This is a genomic window from Vibrio sp. 10N.222.49.A3, from assembly GCF_041475145.1.
GTDB lineage: Bacteria > Pseudomonadota > Gammaproteobacteria > Enterobacterales > Vibrionaceae > Vibrio > Vibrio tasmaniensis_A.
Map to the genome: position 1 here is coordinate 1 of NZ_JBFRVM010000123.1, position 23846 is coordinate 23846.

General features: G+C 44.3%; 21 protein-coding genes and 1 pseudogene. 16 read left to right on the forward strand and 6 right to left on the reverse strand.

The features are described from left to right. The first annotated feature begins 267 nt into the window (after window positions 1–267). The 8 genes and pseudogenes from AB4589_RS19015 (at window position 268) to AB4589_RS19050 (ending at window position 10889) form a co-directional block, all read left to right on the forward strand. A complete protein-coding gene (locus AB4589_RS19015; protein WP_372048982.1) occupies window positions 268–1461 on the forward strand; it encodes an acetate/propionate family kinase in 1194 nt (397 codons plus the stop codon). A 640-nt stretch (window positions 1462–2101) separates the two neighbouring features. Further along, window positions 2102–4146, forward strand: a pseudogene (locus tag AB4589_RS19020) (TonB-dependent receptor). A 225-nt stretch (window positions 4147–4371) separates the two neighbouring features. Beyond that, window positions 4372–6495, forward strand: coding sequence for a TonB-dependent receptor family protein (locus AB4589_RS19025; RefSeq protein ID WP_372101504.1), 2124 nt, complete (start codon window positions 4372–4374; stop codon window positions 6493–6495). Window positions 6496–6582: 87 nt separating this feature from the next. Then, the gene (locus AB4589_RS19030) at window positions 6583–7560 is read left to right on the forward strand and encodes a Fe(3+) dicitrate ABC transporter substrate-binding protein (protein ID WP_009844802.1); all 978 of its coding nucleotides are present in this window, start codon (window positions 6583–6585) and stop codon (window positions 7558–7560) included. Continuing rightward, window positions 7557–8612 (forward strand): iron ABC transporter permease, encoded by a 1056-nt coding sequence (locus AB4589_RS19035; protein WP_029225348.1) that lies wholly within the window; start codon window positions 7557–7559, stop codon window positions 8610–8612. The genes AB4589_RS19030 and AB4589_RS19035 overlap by 4 nt, the downstream gene beginning before the upstream one ends. Next, a complete protein-coding gene (locus tag AB4589_RS19040) occupies window positions 8612–9583 on the forward strand; it encodes an iron chelate uptake ABC transporter family permease subunit (protein WP_372101505.1) in 972 nt (323 codons plus the stop codon). The genes AB4589_RS19035 and AB4589_RS19040 overlap by 1 nt, the downstream gene beginning before the upstream one ends. A gap of 2 nt (window positions 9584–9585) precedes the next feature. Then, entirely contained in the window at window positions 9586–10350 is a 765-nt protein-coding gene (gene fecE, locus AB4589_RS19045; RefSeq protein WP_020477206.1) for a Fe(3+) dicitrate ABC transporter ATP-binding protein FecE, read from the forward strand. Window positions 10351–10502: 152 nt separating this feature from the next. After that, window positions 10503–10889 carry a hypothetical protein gene (locus tag AB4589_RS19050; protein WP_009844806.1) on the forward strand — a complete coding sequence of 129 codons (387 nt, stop codon included), beginning with the start codon at window positions 10503–10505 and terminating at the stop codon, window positions 10887–10889. Window positions 10890–11026: 137 nt separating this feature from the next. On the opposite strand, the gene AB4589_RS19055 is transcribed toward AB4589_RS19050, so the two are convergent. Further along, window positions 11027–11965 carry a LysR family transcriptional regulator gene (locus AB4589_RS19055; RefSeq protein ID WP_372101506.1) on the reverse strand — a complete coding sequence of 313 codons (939 nt, stop codon included), beginning with the start codon at window positions 11963–11965 and terminating at the stop codon, window positions 11027–11029. A 206-nt stretch (window positions 11966–12171) separates the two neighbouring features. On the opposite strand from AB4589_RS19055, the gene AB4589_RS19060 reads away from it, so the two are divergent. Continuing rightward, a complete protein-coding gene (locus tag AB4589_RS19060; protein ID WP_372101507.1) occupies window positions 12172–13197 on the forward strand; it encodes a zinc-binding alcohol dehydrogenase family protein in 1026 nt (341 codons plus the stop codon). A gap of 151 nt (window positions 13198–13348) precedes the next feature. On the opposite strand, the gene AB4589_RS19065 is transcribed toward AB4589_RS19060, so the two are convergent. Continuing rightward, window positions 13349–13969 carry a CIA30 family protein gene (locus tag AB4589_RS19065; protein WP_372101508.1) on the reverse strand — a complete coding sequence of 207 codons (621 nt, stop codon included), beginning with the start codon at window positions 13967–13969 and terminating at the stop codon, window positions 13349–13351. 30 nt (window positions 13970–13999) lie between these two features. Further along, window positions 14000–14266 (reverse strand): DUF3081 domain-containing protein, encoded by a 267-nt coding sequence (locus AB4589_RS19070; protein ID WP_086051208.1) that lies wholly within the window; start codon window positions 14264–14266, stop codon window positions 14000–14002. A gap of 379 nt (window positions 14267–14645) precedes the next feature. Here AB4589_RS19070 and AB4589_RS19075 point away from each other — a divergent pair, with 379 nt between their 5' ends. Next, window positions 14646–15062, forward strand: a complete 417-nt coding sequence (locus AB4589_RS19075) for a VOC family protein (RefSeq protein ID WP_009844811.1) — start codon at window positions 14646–14648, stop codon at window positions 15060–15062. A 182-nt stretch (window positions 15063–15244) separates the two neighbouring features. Here the strand turns inward: AB4589_RS19075 and AB4589_RS19080 are convergent, their stop codons facing one another. Beyond that, on the reverse strand, window positions 15245–16144 hold the full coding sequence (locus AB4589_RS19080) for a DMT family transporter (RefSeq protein WP_371727491.1): 900 nt from the start codon (window positions 16142–16144) through the stop codon (window positions 15245–15247). Between the two features lie 42 nt (window positions 16145–16186). Further along, entirely contained in the window at window positions 16187–17197 is a 1011-nt protein-coding gene (locus AB4589_RS19085) for a LysR family transcriptional regulator (RefSeq protein WP_372101509.1), read from the reverse strand. Between the two features lie 100 nt (window positions 17198–17297). Here AB4589_RS19085 and AB4589_RS19090 point away from each other — a divergent pair, with 100 nt between their 5' ends. Next, a complete protein-coding gene (locus tag AB4589_RS19090; protein ID WP_135385761.1) occupies window positions 17298–18650 on the forward strand; it encodes an MATE family efflux transporter in 1353 nt (450 codons plus the stop codon). Window positions 18651–18899: 249 nt separating this feature from the next. Next, complete coding sequence (locus tag AB4589_RS19095) at window positions 18900–19145, forward strand: hypothetical protein (protein ID WP_004731665.1); 246 nt, start codon at window positions 18900–18902, stop codon at window positions 19143–19145. A gap of 27 nt (window positions 19146–19172) precedes the next feature. Here the strand turns inward: AB4589_RS19095 and AB4589_RS19100 are convergent, their stop codons facing one another. Further along, window positions 19173–19370 carry a hypothetical protein gene (locus AB4589_RS19100; RefSeq protein ID WP_065677727.1) on the reverse strand — a complete coding sequence of 66 codons (198 nt, stop codon included), beginning with the start codon at window positions 19368–19370 and terminating at the stop codon, window positions 19173–19175. 102 nt (window positions 19371–19472) lie between these two features. On the opposite strand from AB4589_RS19100, the gene AB4589_RS19105 reads away from it, so the two are divergent. The 4 genes from AB4589_RS19105 to AB4589_RS19120 all read left to right on the forward strand — a co-directional run bounded on the left by AB4589_RS19105 (window position 19473) and on the right by AB4589_RS19120 (window position 23790). Continuing rightward, window positions 19473–20477, forward strand: a complete 1005-nt coding sequence (locus tag AB4589_RS19105; protein ID WP_102457406.1) for a response regulator — start codon at window positions 19473–19475, stop codon at window positions 20475–20477. Between the two features lies 1 nt (window position 20478). Then, window positions 20479–20916 (forward strand): PAS domain-containing protein, encoded by a 438-nt coding sequence (locus AB4589_RS19110; protein WP_004731659.1) that lies wholly within the window; start codon window positions 20479–20481, stop codon window positions 20914–20916. 866 nt (window positions 20917–21782) lie between these two features. After that, entirely contained in the window at window positions 21783–22826 is a 1044-nt protein-coding gene (locus tag AB4589_RS19115) for a GMP reductase (protein WP_372101510.1), read from the forward strand. Window positions 22827–23076: 250 nt separating this feature from the next. Next, window positions 23077–23790, forward strand: coding sequence for a spondin domain-containing protein (locus AB4589_RS19120; RefSeq protein WP_280611675.1), 714 nt, complete (start codon window positions 23077–23079; stop codon window positions 23788–23790). The last annotated feature ends 56 nt before the right edge of the window (window positions 23791–23846 follow it).

Consider the following 23846-nt stretch of genomic DNA (forward strand, 5'->3'; position numbering starts at 1 on the left):
TCTCGAACAAAATTTAACCTCGAAAGGTCAACACGCCCTAGTGTGAGCAGTCCTTTACTTCGTTTATTAACCAACTGTCATATTCAACTATTTTTTAATTTCGCTCTCGAAATAAATAAAATAATGACTCAGATCAACTTAATTGTGTTCATTTGGTGCTTTTTGCAAAACAAAAGTTGAAAGATTCAAAAATTATTGAATAATGGGCTTAACTAAAATTGAAGTAAACACTTCATCCAATTCGTACTGAAACAGGATCCATATCCAATGTCTAATTCGTTTGTTCTGGTTATTAACTCGGGTAGTTCATCCCTAAAATTTGCTGTTATTGATTCTGTTTCTGGTGAAGCCGTATTGAGTGGCTTAGGGGAGTGTTTTGGTCTTGAAGATGCTCGTATGAGCTGGAAGTATCAAGGTCAGAAAACAGAAATTGCTATTCAAGGTGAGGGTAACCACCACAAAATTGCCATTGGCAAGTTGGTAGGCTTGATGGAAGATCTAGGCTTCACTGCTGATATAGTGGCTATTGGTCACCGTATCGTTCACGGTGGCGAGAAGTTCACTCAAACGGTTCGAATTACTGAAGAAGTAACGAGTGAGATTGAGAGCCTATCTGACCTAGCTCCACTTCATAACCCTGCAGGTGCTATTGGTATCCGCGCTGCGATTGAAGCTTTCCCTTCTTTACCTCAATTTGCTGTATTTGATACGGCTTTCCACCAAACAATGCCACAACGTGCATTTACTGGTGCAATCGCAAAAGAACTATACACAGACTTCGGTGTTCGTCGTTACGGTTTCCACGGTACGAGCCACTACTTCGTTAGCCGTGAAGCTGCCAAAATGGTCAACAAGCCAGTTGAACAAGCTAGCTTCATCTCTGTTCACCTAGGTAACGGTGCATCTGTATGTGCTATCAAAGACGGTAACAGTGTTGATACGTCAATGGGCTTCACACCGCTTTCTGGCCTTATGATGGGCACACGTTGTGGTGACTTAGACCCTGGTATCATCGAGTACCTACTAAAGAAAGGTTGGTCACAAGAGCAAGTATTTAACTCTCTAAACAAGGAGTCTGGTTTTCTTGGCGTGTCTGGTCTAACGAGCGATGCTCGTGGCATTCTAGAAGCGATGGAAGAGGGCCACGAAGGCGCTAAGCTTGCTTTCGAGGTGTTTACTTACCGCGTTGCTAAATACGTTGCTTCTTACCTTGCAACGCTAGACTCTTTAGACGGCATCATCTTCACTGGTGGTATCGGTGAGAACTCTCTACCAATTCGCCGTGAGATCCTAAGCAACCTTAAGATTCTTGGTTTTGTTGAAGACGTAGCAGGCAATGAAGCCGCTCGCTTTGGCGCAGAAGGTATCATCGCTAAATCAGAGATGTTAGACGCAGTAGCAATGGTTATTCCAACCAACGAAGAGTTCGTAATTGCTCAACAGTCGGTAGAGCTTCTGTAATTTAAGTAACTGTTTAAGTAAATATAGACGATTTGAAAGCGAGCCCTGGTGGCTCGCTTTTTTGTTTCTTGTTCGGGGTCCCTTACATGAAACTACACGCTAATCATCATCTCTATTCAGGTAGACCTTCGTTAATTTAATTACCGTTTCTGCGAGAACGCAAAATTATGAGAATATGGAATTGTTTCTTTGCTAGTCATACTTGTTAGTCAACATAAGCCACTAAGCTAGGTTCTTTGTAGATGCAATAACTCCAGTCGCATTTCCGTTGTTGTCTTGAATTATTGAACCTTATTTTGAGGTGTGACCAGTTAATAGGCACACCGTACTAAAGGGTATTAATCCCATCCGTTACCTGGCTCAAACCTTTATTTATTTGCTGTCTTTCTCCCTATCGAAAAGTCCTTTTTCTGAGTATTCCCAACCGTCGAACCTCGTTTTTACCTACTTTTATACGACATTATCCAATGTCTTAAGAGGCTTGTTCTTTTTATGATTTTGTTTTTATTGATTATTTTGTAAATAGCAATGTTGCATATCGTGCTGGAGGGGTAGGCGGTAAAATATATATTGCAAATATAAATGATATTTGTTCTTATTCGCGTCCGTTGTGATTTATAAACTAAACCGGAATTAGAATATGAACGTTAGATTGGCTTTCACCCCTCTCGCCTTGGCAATTGGAGGTGCATTAACCACAGTGGCTACCGTGTCGAATGCAATGGCTTCAGAAGAAGTAACGGTGGATGAAACCGTGCAAGTTATTGGTCATCAGTACGAAGGCTACGCGGAGCACATGCCGCAATCGGGTACCAAAACGGATGTCGAATGGCTCGATGTCCCACAAGCCGTATCAGTGGTCACTAAAACAGAGATGGAAGACCGTGGTGCGGTCCGTTTAGTGATGCTCTTGATGGTGTTGCTGGTGTCAATAATACCTTAGGTGAAGGCAGTCGAGATCAGTTCGTTATTCGTGGTTTTGATGCGCTGAATGACATGTATCGCGATGGCATGCGTGATGATGGAACTTTACAGTCGTATCGAAGCCTATCCAATATTGAGCGTGTTGAAGTGGTAAAAGGCCCAGCAGGAGCTCTGTATGGTAGAGGCTCTGCCGGCGGTATCATTAACTTAGTCACCAAGCGAGCGAATGGTGACACATTTACCAATGTGAATGGCAGTGTTGGCAGTGTTGGCAGTAACAGCCAATTTGTAGGGCAGGTGGATAGCTCAATGGCGTTTTCAGATAAGGTCAATGGACGTATTAACCTGAAACACCGACAGGCTGATTCGTATGTTAACCATGTCGATTCGAATGATTTCTTTATCGCACCAACCATTCGAGTGCTGCCAGCTGAAGGGCATACCGTTGACTTAGATGTCGAATATGCACACCAAGAGCTGGTGCCATATCGTGGTGTTCCATCCAAAAATGGCAAGCCTGTCGATGTCTCTGAGAGTTCTTTCTACGGTGGCATTAACGATTATCAAGAGTCCGATAGCCTGCGTGTTGGCATTAATTATGAGTGGCGCTTGAATAGCGAGTGGGTATGGACAAACCGAGCGGCATACAATCATATCGAACTTGAGCAAAAGGGCACGCGTCAAGGTACTGTGGCGGGAGATAAAGTTTCTCAAACCGTGAACAATTTCGGTTATGACCCTCGAACCACAACGACGATGCAATCCGAATTAGTGTGGGAAACCGATTCTAACCAAATGATGATTGGTGCGGATTATAACCAGATCAATATCGATTTAACGCTAGCAAGCGATAAAACCTTACCTCCGAAACACATCTATAATCCCGTCGTAGGAGCAACGCCTGATCCGGGTTTCAAGCCTTTCCGTGATAACACAACGACGACGACGGGTATCTACCTTCAAGACGTTTACACCTTGGGTGATCTATCGGTGATAGGTAACGTGCGCTATGACTCTATGGAACTTGAGCAGCAAAAAGCCGGGAAAGCCCAAGAGAAGCTAGATGATAACAAAGTGAGCTACCGTGGTGGCTTGGTCTATCGTATCAACAACGATATGTCGGTATACGCAAGCTTAGCTCGTTCGTGGCAATTGCCTTACTCCGGTATTTATATCAACCCTAAACTGGCTGAATTCTTCCATACCGATCTAAAAGAAGTGGGTGCGAAAGCTTACTTACTCGATAACGCTTTGATGCTCAATGCCGCTATTTTCCAAATTGATCAAGAACAACCACAAACCAATATTAATGGCGACGTTATCAATAAGCTTGAAGCACGTCACCAAGGTATTGAACTGGAAGCTCGCGGTCAGATTACAGAGTTGTGGGATATTTCAGTTGGTTATAGCTACTTAGATGCAGAAGATAAAGATACAGGTAAAAAGCCGAATGATGTATCCGATCATCTGTTCTCACTCTGGAGTACTTACCAATTATACGAAAACTGGCGTTTGGGCGGTGGTGTGAAATACGTAGGTGACCGCTACGCAGGCAACAATGAAGCCGTCGCATTAGGTGATTACACTACTGTTGATTTGATGGCTGCGTACACCACGGGTCGTCACAAAGTTCAAGCGAACGCTTATAACGTACTTGGCGAGAAATACATTCTCGGGGCAACCAGTGGTAAGTCGGGTACTAACCAGATTGGTTACGGAGCGCCAGCTGAATTCATGCTCAGCTACGGCTATCAGTTCTAAAAGCGAGTTCTGCTCGAAGATTTAGTTTATTTCTAAGCGTTATTACGTTTCTAAGAGCTAGTACGTGATTAAAAGCTATTTCAACTGAAAAAACTATTGATTTGTTCGCTACGAGTGAGTGAACAGTTGGCCTCATTTTGAGGTCGTTTAGCCCAATGGGTCAAAGCGTTGGCATAACTTAAAAGCACAGCCTTTGACCCTAATTTGCCTACTTAGGAGATTTTCATGCCTTACCAGAATTTGGATGGTAAACCCCACGCGCAACATAAACTGCGCTTGACCGTACTTGCAACAGCCATCGCTTCAGTGACTTCCATGAGTGCATTCGCTGCGTCTGATCCGCAAACGACGACCATGGAAACGGTTGTCGTGACGGGCAGCTTGATCGGTAATTCAGAATTAGAAGATGTGAAAGAGTATCCGGGAGCGCGTACCGTTCTAACTAACGAACAAATTAAAAAGACTGGCGCACTCTCTATTGATTCAGCATTTCAAAGTGTACCGGGCATTAAGGTTCAAGACGAAACGGGCACGGGTGTATTGCCTAACATCTCGGTGCGCGGCTTGAAAGCGAGCCGCAGTGGTCATGCTCAATTTCTAATGGATGGTGTACCACTGACTCTTGCGCCTTATGGTCATACCGGACAATCTATTTTCCCAGCAACGCTATCTATGCTTGACCGAATTGATATCGTACGTGGTGGCGCTGCTGTGCAGTACGGGCCAAACAATGTGGGTGGTGTGATCAACTTGGTGACTAAGCCTATTCCACACCAATGGCAAACTGAAATCAGTAATCGCTTTACGGTATTTGAAGATGGTAATACACCACTGAATGACTTTTACCTACGTACCGGTGGTTGGTTAACCGATACGCTGGCACTTCAAGTGGAAGGTAACTTCCTAAAAGGTGAAAGCTTCCGTGATCATTCAGATACGGATGTAAAAAACTTCCAAGCGAAGTTGCAATGGTTACTCAGTGATACCCAGGAGCTACAAGCATTCGTTCAGCGTTACGATGCCGACACCCAAATGCCGGGCGCTTTATCGCCAAAAGATTACCAGCAAGATCGTACTCAATCGAAGCGACCATATGACGAATACAAAGGCACATCAACGCGTTGGAGCCTGAAGTATTTGCATGATTTGAATATTGCGGATGGCGCAGAATTGGAAGTGCTAACATTTGGTCACCACTCTGAGCGTTTCTTCCAATGGGGCTTTAATAGCGCAGGCGGTCACTGGGCGGATCCAGCATTACCATCAACAGATATTCGTACCTCACCACGTGAATTCGCTGTTTATGGTGTGGAACCTAAGTTAGCGATGTACTTTGACGGTAATACGGTGACGCAAAACTTGATTGTGGGTGCTCGCTATGTAAATGAAGATATCGATTACAAGCTAACGCAAACGCCAATTGCTGGTGGGGTAACAAAAGTACCACGTGATTGGAACTTGAATACCGATGCTTTCGCAGGTTACATCAGCAATGAAGTTGGCCTGTTTAACGACGTGCTAAAGGTTACTCCGGGTATTCGTTACGAATCGATTGATATGACCTTTAATGATTTAGGTAAAGTACAGAGTACAGACAACAAAGTGACCGAGTGGTTGCCGGGCTTAACCGTGGCATACCATTTAACTGAGCAATGGGTTGGGTACACCAATGCGCAGAAATCTTTGCGCGCACCACAAATCGCTTACATCCGAGGCAAGGGTGAAGAGGGCAGTGAGCTAGCATGGAACTACGAGTTGGGTGCTCGTTACAATCAAGATTCAACTAGCTTTAATGTTGCGCTCTACCGCATTGATTTTGAAGACCAACTCCAATGGCAAAGCGGAACACAGACCTTTGATAATATTGGTAAAACGCTTCATCAAGGTATTGAGCTCTCAGGTCGTTATGTTCCGCAGGCTATGCAAGCTCTGAGTTTAGGCGCGGGTTATAACTATTTGGATGCGACGATAGAGGCAGAAGGTGCAAACAAAGGTAAGCAACTTCCTTACACATCCGAGCATCAGCTTAGCTGGGATGCGACTTACGCCTTTAGCCGGGTAGATACGACCTTATCAGGTTACTATTTCAGTGAGTCTTATTCTGACAATGCCAATACCAGTGCTGAAGATGCATCGGGTGCGAAAGGCAAAGTACCTGCTTACATGGTATGGAACTTAAACCTAGGCTCAGACTTGTATAAAGATGAAAACAGTAAGTTACGCATGAATGTTGCAGTGAACAATTTGTTTGCTGAGGACTACTACTTCCGCGGTATTGATACCAGTCCGGTTGGCCGCTATCCAGCGCCAGGGCGTTCATACACTTTGGATCTGAACTATCAGTTCTAATCGGTAATTGATTAAAAATAATAACGAATATAAGTCGCCAATATTATTGGCGACTTTCACGGTTCTAGTGTTTAAGGAAAAGTAAATATGGAAAACAGTTCTCGACTTTTATTTTCGAATCAATGGCTGCTGCCGAACGGACTGCTGTCATTCAAAAGGCATTTTTTATTCAGCAGGATAGCGATAACCTTAGCTTTGTTGGCTTTAAGCTTGTTCTCATTCTCCAGTTCAGCAAAAACGAGGATCATTCAAGATGAGCAAGGTCAGTTTGAGATAGCGACTACCCCGCAACGCGTTGTGGTGTTGGAGTTCTCATTTGTCGATGCGTTAGCTGCGGTAGGCGTGTCTCCGGTTGGTGTTGCCGATGACAATGATACTTCGCGAGTGATTCCGGCGGTGCGTGAATTAGTGCAACCATGGGAATCGGTTGGGATGCGTTCGCAGCCTAGTCTAGAAGCCATTGCGGTATTAAAGCCCGACCTGATCATTGCCGATGCAGAGCGTCATCGTACGGTTTATCAAGATCTACAGCGAATCGCACCAACTCTGCTGCTCAAAAGCCGTGGAGAGACTTATCAAGAGAACTTGGAATCTGCGCTTAAGGTCGGTATCGCCCTCGACAAGCAATCGGCAATGGAACAAAGAATTCACCAACATCAACAAGCCATGGTGGAATTTAAAAGTCATTTCTCGCTTAAACAAACTGTCCAATTTGCTGTTGTGTCGGAAAAAGGAATGTGGCTACATAGCCCTGCTTCGTATGCAGGAGGTGTACTCACCACATTAGGTATTGCTAGCCCAATAGTGGATCCGACAGACAAGGCGTACTTACCAACCAGCTTTGAGTTGTTGTTGAAAACAAATCCTGACTGGTTGCTCCTTGGTGCTTACTCAGATCCAAATATCGTTGATGATTGGCAGAAAAACCCACTGTTTAATGTATTAACATCCGCGAAGAATCAACAAGTGGTGGAAGTGTCACCAGCACTATGGTCATTGAATCGAGGCATGTTGGCCGCAGAACAAATGGCGAAAAATCTAGAGCAGATCTTGGATCGTTCATGAGTTCGATGTTGCTCTCTAGAGGTAAGCGACGTTCGCTTATAGTGTCGTGGCTTACGGTATTAGTGTCGTGGCGAGTCACGTTATTTACGGCTTTAGTGTCGTGTTTGGCGATGTCTGGTTACGTGGCCTCGATGCTAGGTTGGTCGAATTTCTCCCTAACATTGAGTGACTTAGTTCACTATTGGTTTGCGTTTGATGAGAGCAATATGACTCATCAAATATTGGCGACACTTAGAGCTCCAAGGGCTCACGCTGGGTTATTGATTGGTGCAAGCTTAGCCGTCGCCGGACTGTTGATGCAGGGATTAACACGTAACCCACTTGCGTCTCCATCAATTTTAGGTATTAACGCTGGCGCAGCCTGTTTTATGGCTTTAGCTGCGATAGGCATACCTGTGGTGAGTGATTTAAACCCGATCCTTAATGCTGTTCTTGGTGCATTGCTAGGCGGTGGTGCTGTGATGCTCCTCGGTGGCTTCTTCTCCGAACGTTCTCATCCGTTACGTTTGGTTTTAGCGGGTATCGCCATTACTGCTTTATTGATTGGGTTAACTCGAGCAGCGTTGATTCTAGCTGATGATATGGCTTATAGCGTGCTGCATTGGCTTACCGGTTCATTGTCTAGCGTGGATGAGGGACAGTGGCAACAGCTTTGGCCGCCAGCAGTGATTGGTTTGGTGTTGGCTGTTAGCCTTGCTCGTAACCTCAACTTATTGGCGCTTGGTGAAGAAGTGGCTGTGGGGTTGGGCAGTAATATCCGGCTTACTCGCCTCATGAGTGGATTGGCTATCGTGTTGCTTGCGGGTGCCAGTGTCGCTATCGCTGGTCCCATTGGCTTTGTAGGATTGTTGGTTCCTCATTTGGTTCGGCCCATGGTTGGGCACAATTACCATCTACTGATTCCTATCTCCGCAATGGCAGGTGCAGCATTAGTGTCTTGGTCAGATGCGTTGTCACGATCGATTGCTTTCCCGACTGAAACGCCCGTTGGTGTTATTACAGCCCTACTTGGGACACCTTGTTTTATTTTGATTGCGACGAGGAGATCTTAATGCACCATCACACTAAGATAGTTTTGTTATCAGGGATTCTCATATTAGTGGCATCTGCGGGCTTGTTTGTCGGTGCTGCGTCACTTTCTATTCCTCAAGTCATCGAACATTTGGTCGCCTTTTCCAGTGACGACTTTGTTATCCATCAGTATCGGCTACCACGTATGTTACTCGCGATAAGCGTGGGCGCAGGGTTGGGGCTATCCGGCGTATTAGTGCAAGGTGTGATACGTAACCCGTTAGCATCGCCTGATCTTATGGGCATTAGCGCCGGGGCAGGGCCTGCTGCGACTGCGAGTTTAGTGTGGTTCCCTAATGCGGCAGTTAGCGTACTGCCTGTGGTGGCGATGTTCGGTGGGGTATTGGCTGCTGGGCTGATTGCGCTATTGGCATGGTGGTCAAGGCCAACACCCGCCAAGTTGGCCTTGATTGGTATTGCAGTGAGTGCGTTTCTGGCGAGTTGCATCGACTTCTTGCTTGTCACTAACCCCATCGAGATCAACACGGCGATGGTATGGCTAACCGGCAGCCTTTGGGGGCGAAATTGGCAGCAAGTTCCCTTTATTTGGGGAGCATTGCTCTTGTTGTTGCCAATGGCATTTTGGCTTGCTTGGCGATTGGATGTGATGGGGCTTGGTGAGGAAAGTGCCACCACATTGGGTACTAAGCCCAAGCAGATACAAGCTCTTGCGCTATTGGCCGCTGTGTTGCTTGCCAGCGTCAGCGTTTCAGTGGCTGGAACGATCAGTTTTGTGGGTTTATTAGCACCTCACTTAGCGCGCTTGTTGTTTGGGCATAATCATAAGTTGTTAATCCCGGCGTCTGCTCTGGTGGGCGCGATTCTGGTTACTTGTGCCGACGGCTTGGCAAGAGGTCTACAACCACCGATTGAATTACCTGCAGGGGTACTTACTTCTGTCATTGGCGCGCCTTATTTCATCTTTCTTCTCTATCGCTATCGAGGTTGGTAACCATGCTAAAAACGCAGAATCTTTCCGTCGCGTACGGCAAACAAACGATCATACCGAACCTTTCGGTGTCCATCCCAAAGGGAAAAATCACAGCCTTAATTGGACCCAATGGATGTGGTAAATCTACCTTGTTAAAGACGTTAGTCAGGATCAATAAGCCGGTGACAGGAGAGGTGTTATTTGAAGACAAACCGTTGTCGAGCTATGGCGATAAAGTGCTCGCGCGTTCGTTGTCGCTTCTGCCGCAAATATTGGTCAGCCCTGAAGGCATTTCGGTCAGAAAACTGGTTGAATATGGCCGTTCTCCTTATGTGTCCCATTGGGGAAGGTTAGGGCAAGAAGACCAAGCGATTGTCGAACAAGCAATGCGTGATACCGGCGTACTTGAGTTTGCTGATAAACCGATTGAGTCACTGTCGGGTGGGCAGCGTCAAAGAGCATGGATAGCGATGATAATAGCGCAAGACACAGATGTCGTGATGTTGGATGAACCGACCACTTATCTTGATATGTCTCACCAAGTTGAATTAATGAACTTGATGCAGCAGATGAATGACAAGGGAAAAACGGTGGTGGTTGTGCTCCATGATCTGAACCAAGCGAGCCGTTACTGCGATCATTTGATCGTTTTAGAAAGAGGAGGTTTAGTGGCTGAAGGCACCCCCGATGAGGTGATGACCGAGACATTGCTGAATGATGTTTTTGATCTCAAAGCGAGCGTATTTCGTGACCCTATATCCAATACGCCGATGTGTGTGGCGATTTAAGCAAATAGCCGATGATTAAAGTTGTCAGTATGGCTTGCTGTGCATCTGGTTAAAATAATCAGAGCGAATCAATTTTTGGTGTTGATTGAGATAGTATTTTGCTATAAAACGCGCATAATCTCGCTATACAACACTTAAAGAAGAAATTACCTATGACGACCTTTCAATACTACTTTCACCAACTGCCTTGCTTCGACTGTAAAAAAACGACAGTAAGTACTGATCTTGGTTGGTTAACGCCTGCGATGAAAGATACTGCTCTAGAGCAAGTGACAAAGACACTTGCGGAAGGTGAAGTTACGCCTGATCTTTCAGCAAATGTGGTTTGTACCAAAGACGAAGCTCGCGAGTATCTATTACTGAATTTCTTCGGTTATTCAGAAGAAGAGTTAGCGAGCGGAATTGAAGCTGATGATGAGCAAGAAGTCGCGGATGAAATTGCAGAACTTCTAGAAGAAGGCCAAGATACAATCACCTTCGAACATGAAATTGCTCTTCAGTGCTGTGCTGATTGTGATGTAGAAGAAGAGTCAAACTAAGTACTCGCATTTAAGTATTAGTATTAATGTAGATACATCCATTAATACAGGGTGATGTTCAAATGAAGAAAGGCGTTAGTGGCTTCAAAGTTCACTAACGCCTTTTTTGTATCTCTGCGTCTTATCTCTAAGCAGCATTAGATCCTATGATGCTTATTTTCTAGAATACCTTGGTCTCCCAATTGAGAAAGGATCTCTGCGGTTTTCTCGCGGAATAAATCTCTTAATAAGCGAACCGTTGGTGTGATGGATTGACGACTAGGGCAGACTAACCACAACTCGGTTGGGGTTGGTTTAAATTCAGGCATAACTTTAATCACTTCGCCAGAAAGCAAATGTTTCGACATATCTAAACAAGACTTTATCGCCACGCCTTTACCGGCAACACACCAACGTCTAACAAGGTCAGCATCGTTCGATGCACGATTCCCTTTCAGCTTCACTTTGTGCTCCTGCTTACCATCGTTAAATACCCATTCGTCTTGCAACATATCATGCAGCTGATAAAGCAAACCATTATGTTGAGCTAAGTCACTCGGGTGTTTTGGTGTTCCCATTTCAGCCAAATATTCAGGAGCCGCACACAATATTCTCGGCACATCGCAGATCTTGAAACCATACATGTTGGCGTCAGTAGGGGAGCCATAGCGAAGCGCCATATCAACGGAGTCACGGTAAAAATCGATATTACTGTCACTGATGCTCGTTCTAAGTGATGCTTTAGGGTATTCAAGCAAGAACTCATCTAACCAAGGTGTGATGAGGTTGCGGCCTAGATCCGATGAAAGCGCAATGCGGATTTCTCCATCGAGAATACCAAGCTCTTCGCGCATGCTGAGCTTGGCTTGCTCTAATATTTTCAAGGCCTGCTCACACTCAGGTAAATAGCGTTCGCCTGCTGAAGAGAGCCTTAAATGGCGAGTGGTTCTTACAAACAGTTCAGCGCCTAGTGCGGCTTCAACTCGTTTGACGGCAGCACTCGCGGTTGCAGTACGCATGTCTAGGTTGGTGGCTGCTGCGGTGATGCTGCGAAACTCCGCCACTTTTAAAATGACCTGTAAGTCTTCAAGAAGCATCTTATCTACCTGTGTTTGATAATGTTCTAAACATTGTATTGAAATCTTTGCTAATCACAAAGCGGGTTAACCCTTATTTACCTCTTCTAAGCTAACTTTATACGCTTAATTATCAAAATATATTTGAAAATCATTCAAATGTTAGACGGTTTATCTAGAGTGAGAATTGACTAAGATTAACTCGTCTAATTCAAGGAGAAAGCACAATGTCAGTACCATCAAAAATGAAAGCTATTGGATTTACTCAGTCATTTGCGATTACAGAGCAAGACAGTTTATTTGAGTTTGAAACGAGTCTGCCAGAACTAAAAAATAATGACTTGCTTGTAAAAGTGAGCGCGACTTCTATCAACCCTGCTGACGCAAAAATTCGTATTCGTAATGCTAAGGATAAAACACTCGAACAACCTAAAGTGCTGGGCTCTGACGCAGTCGGTGAAGTTGTTGGCAAAGGTTCTGACGTTGAAGGTTTTGAATTAGGTGACCGTGTTTACTACGCTGGTGACGTCACTCGCATGGGAGCTAACGCGGAATACCAAGCCGTTGATTACCGTATTGCGGCGAAAGCACCAAAGAGCCTTTCTGATGAAGCTGCTGCTGTGATGCCGCTAGCGACACTCACTGCGTGGGAAGCGTTGTTTGACCGCTTGCGTGTTCGTCCTGAAGAGCAAAAGTCGATTCTGATTATTGGTGGTGCTGGTGGCGTAGGTTCAATCACTATTCAATTGGCGAGCCAACTGACTAACCTGACTGTCATTGCGACGGCTTCAAGACCTGAAACCGAGCAGTGGGTAAGGGATATGGGTGCAGACCATGTGGTGAATCACCGTAACTTGGTTGAGTCTGTGCGCGAGCAAGGCATCCAGTATGTCGATTACATTTTTAATGTTGCGGATACCAAAGGGCACTGGGAATCGATGGTGGAGCTGATTGCACCACAAGGCATGATCAGTTCGATTGTGGAATTCGATGGTGGAATTGATTTGTCGGCGCTTCAAGGTAAGTCTGTCGGTTTTGTGTGGGAGCTGATGTTTACACGTTCATTATTCAACACAGACGATATCCAGAAGCAACAAGACATCTTATTCCAAGCTGCGAACTTGATTGATGCAGGCCGCATTAAATCGACACTAACGACGACGTTGAATGGTTTTAGTGTTGAGACTCTGAAAGATGCGCACCAACGTATTGAAAGCAGTACGTCGATTGGAAAAACAGCCATTAATTACTAATAGTTAATGATTTAGATCTTTGACGGTTTGAAGCATTGATCTTTTGAACGCTTGAATGGAAAGCCCCTGATATCTATCGCGAATCGGTAAGATATCAGGGGCTTTTGTTCGTCTGTGGTTTATTCAGGCTTTACCTTATTCCAACAAAGCGTTACTCCGTTTCTTGCGAGGTTTTGAATTGAATCTGAAGTAAGTTTAGCTCGAAGGGCAGAGGCTGTTTGTCTGCAATCAAAAAGCCGATCTGTTTAATGTCTTGAGCTTTAAGCCCCGGAGCTCCGTTGAGTAACCGACCTCTAAACACCGCTTGAAAGTCGTTTAGTCGGAAAATTTTCTTGAGTTGTTCACCTTTAATTGTCTCAAAGTTGTGCTTGTAATTGGTCCTGTTTCCATCTATCCACGTTGTGAACCTTAATTGGTAAGTACGACCATCACCCACAAACGTCAACTCTACGCTGTCCGTTTCAGAGCTTAGTGTTTTAACAGAGCGATTGATTGAACTGAAGCCACCATTGTTCTCTAACGATAGTTCGCCCTTAAATTGACTCGTCTCGCCATCATGAATAAGACCGCCTGTTGAGATGCCGCCCATCACATTGTCGTTGGTCGCTGTCCAATTCTTCTGTTCGTTCGCTTGTGTAAAATCAATCATATCTATTCCTGCTACAGATACTTGAGACCATAAAAAAGAAAGGCTGAGTATTAGCCACAAAGAAGCGCTTCGTTTACGCAGTAAGTGCGTTTTAAAGTCAGTTTCGTGCATGATTTTATCCATTAGTTGCTAGGGCGTGTTGACCTTTCGTACTTACGGAGAAGGCTCTGTAGCAAGCATAGCCAGACAATGGTTGATGAAGTCTTCATAGTTCGACGCTTTGTCGTATTCGATTTTTAATGAACCGTGGAACATCAGGGTTACCGTAACGTCTCTGTAGCTTAGCCAACAGGTGTAACCGTCGTAATCGTGCCAAGCAAACATCTCACCTAATTGATATTTATTGTCCAGCTGTTCGCCCGTTGAACGAAGGTAATCGAACACTCTGAGAAATTCTTTGATGGTAATTCTGCTGTCCATGTATCACTCCCGCTACGCAGTCGACTAAAAAATACCAAGTGCTTGTATTTCAATTAACTACGGTTTGGTTCTGCATTGCGATCACTGAGGGGAGGCCTGTATACAACATCCATTTCATCGGCTCGCTTTGTGGAAGGTGTGGTTTGGATAGAACACTTACTTACTGTGACTGGTATTAAGTACAAAGAACATAATACGAGGCAAGAGAGTCACATTGGATTAGGTCGTCTAAACTCAAAGTTTGTATTTAGTCATGCATAGAACAACTTGGGCTCTAAAGACGTTCTCGAAATAAATGCAAATTAGCCCTTTACCTCAACTTAACTTGAGGTATTAGGATATGCAACGTTGCTTAAGAGAATACTTTAAGGAGAGAAGAATGATCCAACTTGAACATGTAAATTTAGTGGTTAAAGATATCCCAGAGATGCTGACTTTCTATAAAGCAGCTTTCCCTCACTGGTATGTGCGTGATGAAGGGCAAGGCGAATGGTCTGGCAAGCCACGTAACTGGCTACATTTTGGTGATGAATATCAATACATCGCGTTGAGCGATCACGGCGAAGGAGAAAACAGAGATTTGGCTGGGCATTCTGTCGGTCTCGCGCATTTTGCTTATGTAACCAACAATATCGAGAGCGTGATTGAGCGCCTTATTGATGCGGGTTTCCCTATTGCCAAACCTGGGGCTGAAGAACCTTATCGCAAAAACGTTTACTTTGTTGATCCTGCGGGCTTTGAAATCGAGTTTGTAGAATATCTGAGTGATGATCCCAAGCTGCGCAATGCCACGTAGTAGAACTCGTAATCGAGTTGGTGTACTAGAGCAAGATTGTTCGAAATAAAACGTCTAAGAAAGGGTGCTAGGAAGACTCACAGAAAAGGGCATTATGGAATATTCCGCAATGCCCTTTTTATATCTATTAGCTGATTGGCTAGCTGATATTTACTCTGCTAGTCGCTTAGTCGCTTACTTAGCTACTTAGCCTTAAACGGTACTAACAGCTGTTTGCCAAACACATTGATCAAGGCTCCTGTTACGATCAGGCCACCACCTAGGTAAGTCCAAACGGATGGAATCTCATTGAAGATCCACACGCCTAACAACGCTGAGAATACGATTTGAACGTATGAGTAAGCCGAAGCTTTACCGGCAGCTTGAGTTTGCATCGCCTTGGTTAAACCGTATTGGCCTATCTGAGTGAAAATCCCGACCAGAACCAACATAATGGTTAAGAATAAGCTCGGCCATACAAAGTCGTTCCAGATCAGGGCTGTTGAGATTGGAAGAGCAACCAGCGGGAAATAGAAGATGATCACCGAGCTATCTTCAGTTTGGCTAAGCTTTCTCACAATTACATAAGCAATTGAGCTACCAAACGCGCCCAATAACGCTACCATAATGCTGAACATGGGTAACTCGCTGTTTACGCCGCTGTTCATGCTCGGTTGTACCATCACTAGTAATCCCGCGAGGCAGAATGCAATGCAGATCATGGTCGACTTTTGCACGCGCTCTTTTAAGAACAACACGCCAAGCAACGCAGTAAACACGGGATGTACGTATTGTAGAATGGTTGCTTCTGCTAATGGCAAGGTAGTGACAGCGTAGTAAACACACATCAACGCCGCAGTACCGACAGCACCACGAACAAACAACAAAGGTTTGTTATTGCCCCAGATCGAAATGCCTTTTCGTTTTACGTCGATGTAGCTGATGATCAAAGAGACCAAAGCCCTTGCTGCAACGATTTCAAAGACAGGTATCCCGTAGTTGCTGATGTATTTCACACAAGCAGACATCAGTGCGAACCCAAAAGCGGAGAGGATCATGAACCTAACCCCAACAGGGATCATTGAAACAGAGAAAGAAGGCATAAAAATATCAATCGGGTGAGGGAAGGGGAATCATAGCTTAATTTAAGAGAGTCGACCAAAGCCTTTGTCTTGCTCTATTACACCAAACCATTGATATTGCTGTGCGAGTGATTTCAGCAACTCGATCTCTTTTGCTGTCTCTTCCCTCAGCCATTCAATAAGGTCATTGATGATAGGCGTGTGTGTACGCTGGTGCATGAAGTAAGTCCAAGCACTGTGTTGAATCTTTGCATCTTTAGGGCAGTACAAGAAGCCTCGTTGTAGATCCTGCAAAACCAACAGCAAATCCGTCACCGTGACGCCTTCACCTGATAAGCAAGCACTGAGTGCCATATCCAAAGACAAGAAGCTGGTATTTCTAACGGGCTTTTTCGGCGGGAACTCGACATCAGCAAGCCACACTTTCCAGTCGTGATGATCTAAGGTTGGGTGGAGCCTTGGTAAGGTTAGTATTGAATCGAGGTCAGTATCTTTGTTCGTTAAGTTGGTAGAATTACCTAAGCTAGCAGAATTCGTTAAACTAGTAGAACAGACCGGCGCCATAAACTCTTCACGCAAGAAGGTGATGTTAGGTGCCTTGTCATAGCGTTTTTTGAAGCGCGTGTGAAAGATCAGCAGGTCATATTCGCTGCTGTTGATCGATTCGTCTTCCTCAATCACAGGCACAATGACGATTTCATAATCTTGATAACGCTCGTTTAATTCCCGTACTTTAGAGATCAATACGCGCGTCGCGAAACTCAAAGTCGCTTTGATCACAATACGTTTCTGCTTTGGCTCGCCCCAAGAAGCAATAACCGTTTCGACATTGGCATAGCTTTCACGTAAAGCCACATACAAATCGTGACCTTGTTCTGTTAGTTCAATCGCTCGATGCTTACGAATAACCAATGATGCGTTTAACTCATCTTCAAGCTGTTTAATCTGACGGCTGATCGCACTTTGTGTCACATGCAGTTCATCGGCGGCCAACGTAAAGCTCATCAGCCTTGCAGCAGCTTCGAAGGCTTTTAAGCCATTATGGGATGATGGCAAGCTAGGATATGGGGTCATAATTCGTTCGCATGAGTTTATGGAATGTTAGAGTCGCAAATTTATCAATTGAACGCCAGCTTCATCGATCGTATTTTGGGCGAAATTACCTGAGGCGCTCATGAAAAAAATACTCACTCTTGCATTCCCTTTGATCATTTCACAGCTGATCTCTATGGCGTTAGTCCTTACTGATGTTTGGATGATGTCGCGTATCAGTGTGTCAGCCCTTGCGGCTGGTGGCTTAGGCGCCTCTATCTACTTTTTCATCTTTATTATTGCGAGCAGCACCGTGGGGTGTGTCGCGAACTTGATTGCGATCGCTTACGGTCAGCGCGTAGCTCGCCCTGAGTTTGGTAATACACAAATCAGATTGGCGGTGAAAGGCGCAACTATGTTGGCATTCGTGCTCAGCGTGACCTTAATGGCCAGCTTCTGGTTTGCTCCGTTGGTATTAGAAGCAGCCAAACAGCCACCAGAAGTGATCACTTTAGCAATGGAATATGTGCATGCCTTGAAATGGGTGATGCTGCCTTCGCTTATTTTGTTGGTACTGCGTGGATTAACCAGTGCGTTTGGTAATGTGCGCTCTATTCTGGTGATGTCTATCATCACCGTAATTCTGAATGTGCCAGTGAGCTACTTCTTAACTTTCCAATTAGACATGGGTTTAACCGGTTTAGGGCTAGGTACGGCTATCGCGGCCTTTATCGTGATGGTTGGATACACGGTTTGGGTATTTAAGCGTGACGAGTTTAAGCAGTTCGCCCCTTGGTTAAACACAGAAGAGTATTCAATCAAATTAATGAGCCCTTTATTGATGATGGGTTTGCCTATTGGGCTCGCTGCATTACTTGAACATGGCTTGATATACGGCGGAACTCTGATGGCGGGGACGATCAGTATTGCTTCTCTAGCACTGCACCAAATCCTACTGCAATGCTTAAGCTTTACTTGGAACTTCAATTTCGGTTTCTCACAAGCTGCGGCGATTTTGGTTGGCCGTGATTTCGGTGCGGGTAACTACGAAGGCATCAAAAGAACCTCGATTCTAAGCTTTATATTGGTGTCGGTGTTGAGCGTAGCCTTATCTGCCGTGTTCATTATCTGGCCAGAAATGATCGCGTCTATCTTCAAGTTAGACGATGGTACGGGCGCAATGACTTCGCTATTGGCCTCTGTTATTTGGGTGGTTGCGTTGTGCTTTATTGTAGACGCTTGGCAGTTATTGGCGATTAACCTGTTGAGAGGGATGAAGATTGTCTCAATGCCAACCGTAATGACAGCCATTGGTTACTGGGTATTTGGTTTGCCAGCGGCTTGGTATTTGATGTCTAAGTTTGAATTGGCAGGAATCTGGGGCGGAATCGGTGTTGGTTTAGGTGTGACAGGTATTCTGCTGCTTATCCAGCTGATGCGTGTCATTCAAAAGAACAGTAAGTCTCCGGATCTCTCGACTCATGCTTATTCGTGATCTGCTTGTGATGCTCGCTTTTACCACGGAACCTTGAACGATAAACTTTGTAATGCTGACCAAGAACTATCAATGACCAGTTACCAGTTTCTAATTACCAACAATGGGCTATCAGCTATCAGCTATCAGCTATCAGGTAAAAGCCCTGAATTGCGTACTTCGTAATTTAGACCTTGGTCTTACAGAAACCGAGCTAAAACGTGACTAGAATGATTTGAGTTGCTCACCGTTTTATCAAGGAATACACAAATGGAAGTTGGATTGTTCTGGGCTGAAAAAGGAATGTTAGTGCTTGGCGCACTGTTTGTTTTGACGAGCATGATGCAGTACGGAAGGCGCAGTAGCGATTGGAAGGGCGTGATTACGATGTTTTATAAGCGTATCCCAATGAGTATCGCGGAATACAAATGGTATCGTTTAGGTATCGCTTTATTGGTGTTTGCTGTGGTTATACGTTTCGCATTACTGATCCTATGGCCTTCATACCAGTTCTAGTTCTTCACATTACGTCTCTTATCATGGCTACATAAAGCCGATAAATGAATGAGCAAACCGAGCCTTAATAAACTCACTTATTAAGGCTGTCATTTCATAAATTAGCTCTATTGCTCTATCAAAAAGTGCTATTACTCTATAATGATCAACGGTTATTACCTTTGTAGCATATTGTTTTTCATGAAGAATAATGCCAGATAATAGCTCACCTGCTTGTTCCATCATTCTTACTAATAATCTACACATAAATTCATTCACCCCGTACCTGATACTATAATGTTCTGTTACACTCGTTCGAATTAGCTTTAATTTGTCAGTGGTGCATTTATGTCGTTCCCAGTTCTTATATGTGATGATTCTGCGTTAGCAAGGAAGCAGATGGCTCGGTCACTGCCTAGTTCTCTAAATGCAGATATAACTTTTGCTGTTCATGGGCTTAATGCACTTGAAGAGCTCGCTAAAAACCAGTTCAAATTGATGTTCCTCGACCTAACCATGCCGGAATTAGACGGCTATGGCACATTGGAAGAGATGAAACGTTTAGGCGATACCACGCCAGTTGTCGTTGTTTCTGGTGACATACAACCACAAGCACAACAGAAGGTGCTGGATCTTGGCGCCAAAGCATTTTTGCAAAAGCCGATCGATAAAGAAGCGCTAAAAGCCATTTTACGTGAGCATGTCGAGCCGCCAAAACAACCTCAAATCATTACCCCAACCGCTTTAGAACTGCCAATACTTCGCAGACGCGATATCTATATGGAAGTCGCGAACGTAGCGATAGGCCGTGCAGCTGATGCACTGGCTCGTCACTTTAATGTGTTTGTTCACCTACCGCTGCCGAACGTTAACATCTTCGAAGTGAGTGAATTGCACATGGCACTTCGTGACCTAGCCGACAACGACCAAGTGTCGGGTGTTTGCCAAGGCTTCAGCGGAGAAGGCATTGCAGGTGAAGCACTAGTTTTGTTGAGCGATTCCAGTGTGAGCGATCTTAAGAAGCTTATGAAGGTGCCAACAGAAAGCGAGCAGCTAGAAGAATTAGAGTTGTTGATGGATGTATCGAACATCTTAGTCGGCTCTTTCTTGAATGGGTTAGGGGAGCAATCAGAAGTTCGTTTCTTCCAGAGCTCTCCTGTGCTGCTAGGTCAACACATCTCGATTGATTCGGTGATTGAAAATACCAGCGGCTCGTTCAAAAAGACCATGACCTTCGAAGTCAGCTACAACATAGACGGCACGTCCATCCGTTGTGACCTTCTATTTATGTTTGTTGATGAGTCTCTGCCTCTTCTAGACAACAAATTGGCCTACCTAATGGAGGAGTTTTAATATGCTGAATCTTCCTGCTGAATTTGAACAGTTCCACTGGATGGTGGATATGGTTCAAAACGTCGATATGGGGCTGGTGGTTATTAACCGTGATTTTCAGGTACAAGTCTGGAATGGTTTCATGACGCACCATAGTGGTAAGCAATCACATGATGCGATCGGTAAGTCGATCTTTGAACTGTTCCCTGAGATCCCTGAAGAGTGGTTTAGGCTCAAAACCAAGCCAGTCTACGATCTAGGCTGCCGTAGCTTCATTACATGGCAACAAAGGCCTTATCTGTTTAAGTGTCGTAACGTTAGGCCAGTAACCCAACAAGCTGATTTCATGTATCAGAACGTGACGCTGAACCCGATGCGCTCACCAACAGGACAAGTCAGCTCATTGTTCTTGTCTATTCAAGATGCAACTGCAGAAGCGTTAGTCTCTCAAAAGAACTAACACTGCTCTATTCACTAAATAGTACTTTTCTATGTGCGTATTAGCATCAGTCTAATCAGCGAATAAAAATGGCTAAGGTTAACCACCTTAGCCATTTTTTTGCTTTCTATTCTTCAAATCTTATCTTTTCCCCAGTTTTTCACGTCAACCAATCGTCTTTTTCTATGCGCTTTGCAGAGTCTTCCAGGTTAAATGAACGAAAGGGCAACCACGAAACGTGCTTTTGGAACGGTAATGCTATGGGTGAATAGAAATTGGATTTATAAAGTCTAAGCTTGAAAGCTTCATTTAATGGAGTGCGAGGGCTCGACTCTCAAACCCAAGTGAATATTGGTCTCTAGATTTAGCCCTTTTTACTCTACTTTTCCAAGTGACCGCAAAACAGAAACGTCACGAGATTGGCCAATTTGGTCAAAAACAGATAAAAATTGGAAAATAATCGAATTTATTTAAGAAAAAAGGCATTTTTTTGTTGGAGAAAAGTGTGGTTTTTATGTGATTTCGAGGCACTTTCTTCACATATTTGCATTATGAGGGCGATATTGCGTGAAATATGAAAGAAAACGATTGCGCAATAAACCAACAGCGTTTGCGCGAATGGTTCGCTAAGTTATTAATTAATAAGAATTTAGTTGGAAAGTGTAACTGAGGAAGTTCTAGCGGATATGGAATCTTTGAGAGGATAGCATAAAAAAAAGTGAAATATCAGACTTGCTGTTACTAAATCACGACCTATAATGCTGAAAACCGGAGCGTCTGCCAACGCTCCGGTTTTTTTGTGTCCGAAGAAAAGTAAACCCGTCTGCCAACGGTTTTACTACGCATTTCGCGAGAGACACATAATTTTATGAATCAAGGAAAACACCATGCGTATCGAACAAGAACTTAAGTTAGGTTTCAAAGATGTACTCTTCCGTCCGAAGCGTTCTACCCTTAAAAGCCGTTCTCAAGTTGAATTAACCCGCGATTTTACATTCAAGCATAGCGGTCGTCAATGGTCTGGTACTCCAGTAATTGCAGCGAACATGGATTCGGTAGCAAGCTTTGAAATGGCAGCTGCTCTAGCAGAGCACGGTGTTATGACTGCAGTACACAAGCACTACACAGTAGAGCAGTGGGCTGAGTTCGCTAAAACAGCAGACAAGAAAACACTGAACAACGTTTTTGTATCAACGGGTACATCTGAAGCTGAGTTCGAGAAAGTTAAGAAGATCATGGCTCTTAGCGAAGACTTCGTATTTATCTGTATTGATATCGCTAACGGCTACTCAGAGCACCTAGTTGAATACGTACAAAAAGTACGTGCTGAATTCCCGGACAAAGTTATCTCTGCTGGTAACGTTGTAACAGGTGACATGGTTGAAGAGCTAATTCTAGCTGGTGCAGACATTGTTAAGGTTGGTATCGGCCCTGGTTCTGTTTGTACTACACGTGTTAAAACAGGCGTAGGTTACCCTCAACTTTCTGCAATCATCGAGTGTGGTGACGCAGCACACGGCCTTGGCGGCATGATCATCGGTGACGGTGGTTGTTCATGTGCGGGTGACGTATCTAAAGCGTTCGGCGGCGGTGCTGACTTCGTAATGCTAGGCGGTATGCTAGCAGGTCACTCTGAGTCAGGCGGTGAAGTTGTAGAGCAAGACGGTAAGCAATACATGAAATTTTACGGCATGTCATCTCAGTCGGCTATGGACAAGCACTCAGGTGGTGTTGCTAAGTACCGAGCTGCGGAAGGTAAAACTGTTTTACTTCCATACCGTGGTTCAGTTCATTACACGATTTCTGACATCCTTGGTGGTGTACGTTCAACTTGTACATACGTAGGCGCAGCAAAGCTTAAAGAGCTAACTAAGCGTACGACTTTCATCCGTGTACAAGAGCAAGAGAACAACGTATTCGGTAAAGAGTAATCTGAACGGATTCGAATAGTTTGAAAATCAAGAGCCGCTTTTTAGCGGCTCTTTTTTGTTTAAGCGGTGAACCAATTTATTTAGAACCATATTTGAGATCTGAATCATCACCAATTCATTGATACTTAAGGGTTACAGCGACTTATTTGGGTAATATTGTTTTTTTTATTTGTATTGTGAATGTTTGTTGAAATTTTAATCACTGTTCTTAGGTCTATATTAATTGTATCTAAGGAATAGGAACTAACTTATGAAATGCAATCAACTAAACTGGAGAGTCGCTCTCTTATTGGCATCAAGTATTATAATTACTGCTTGCGGTGGTGGCTCAAGTGATTCTACGAATTCTTCTATTCCTGAAAGTGCAGTATCGTATAAAGTCACATTTTCGAGTAATTGGACTTCGACCAGCTTCCCGACAAATTACCCTTCAAACTCTCACTTCTCACCACTTATAGGAATGACACATAATACATCAGCAAGATTATTTCAAAGAGGTAGTCAATCAAGCCCTGGTGTTGAAGAAGTAGCTGAGACTGGCAGCACTAATGTCATCAAATCAGAAATTGGGGATATTCAAAATTTAGGTAACAGCCAATCCTTAATTGAAGGAGGTGGACTTCCTAATGGACAGAGTCAATTAGAATTAACATTCGATATCGATGAAGATTTCCCTTTAGTTAGCATAATTACTATGGTTGCTCCCAGTCCGGATTGGTTTGTCGGTGTTGATAGCTTGAACCTTTACCAAAATGGAACGTGGGTAGATCAAGTTCAAGTAGACCTTAAGGTGTATGACTCGGGGACTGATAGTGGAGTTACTTTTGGGTCTGCTAATTCAGATAGTTCCCCGAAAATGAATATAGAGCTTCTTACATCCAATATTTCTGATACCGATTTTGTTGATGGAATTCATCGAACTACGGGGGCGTATATCGGTACATTTACCTTTAAGCGTCAGTGATGGTTCCTTTTTCGTGTAACTTTTCTGTTTGACGAGAGATGTATATTTTGTCCATG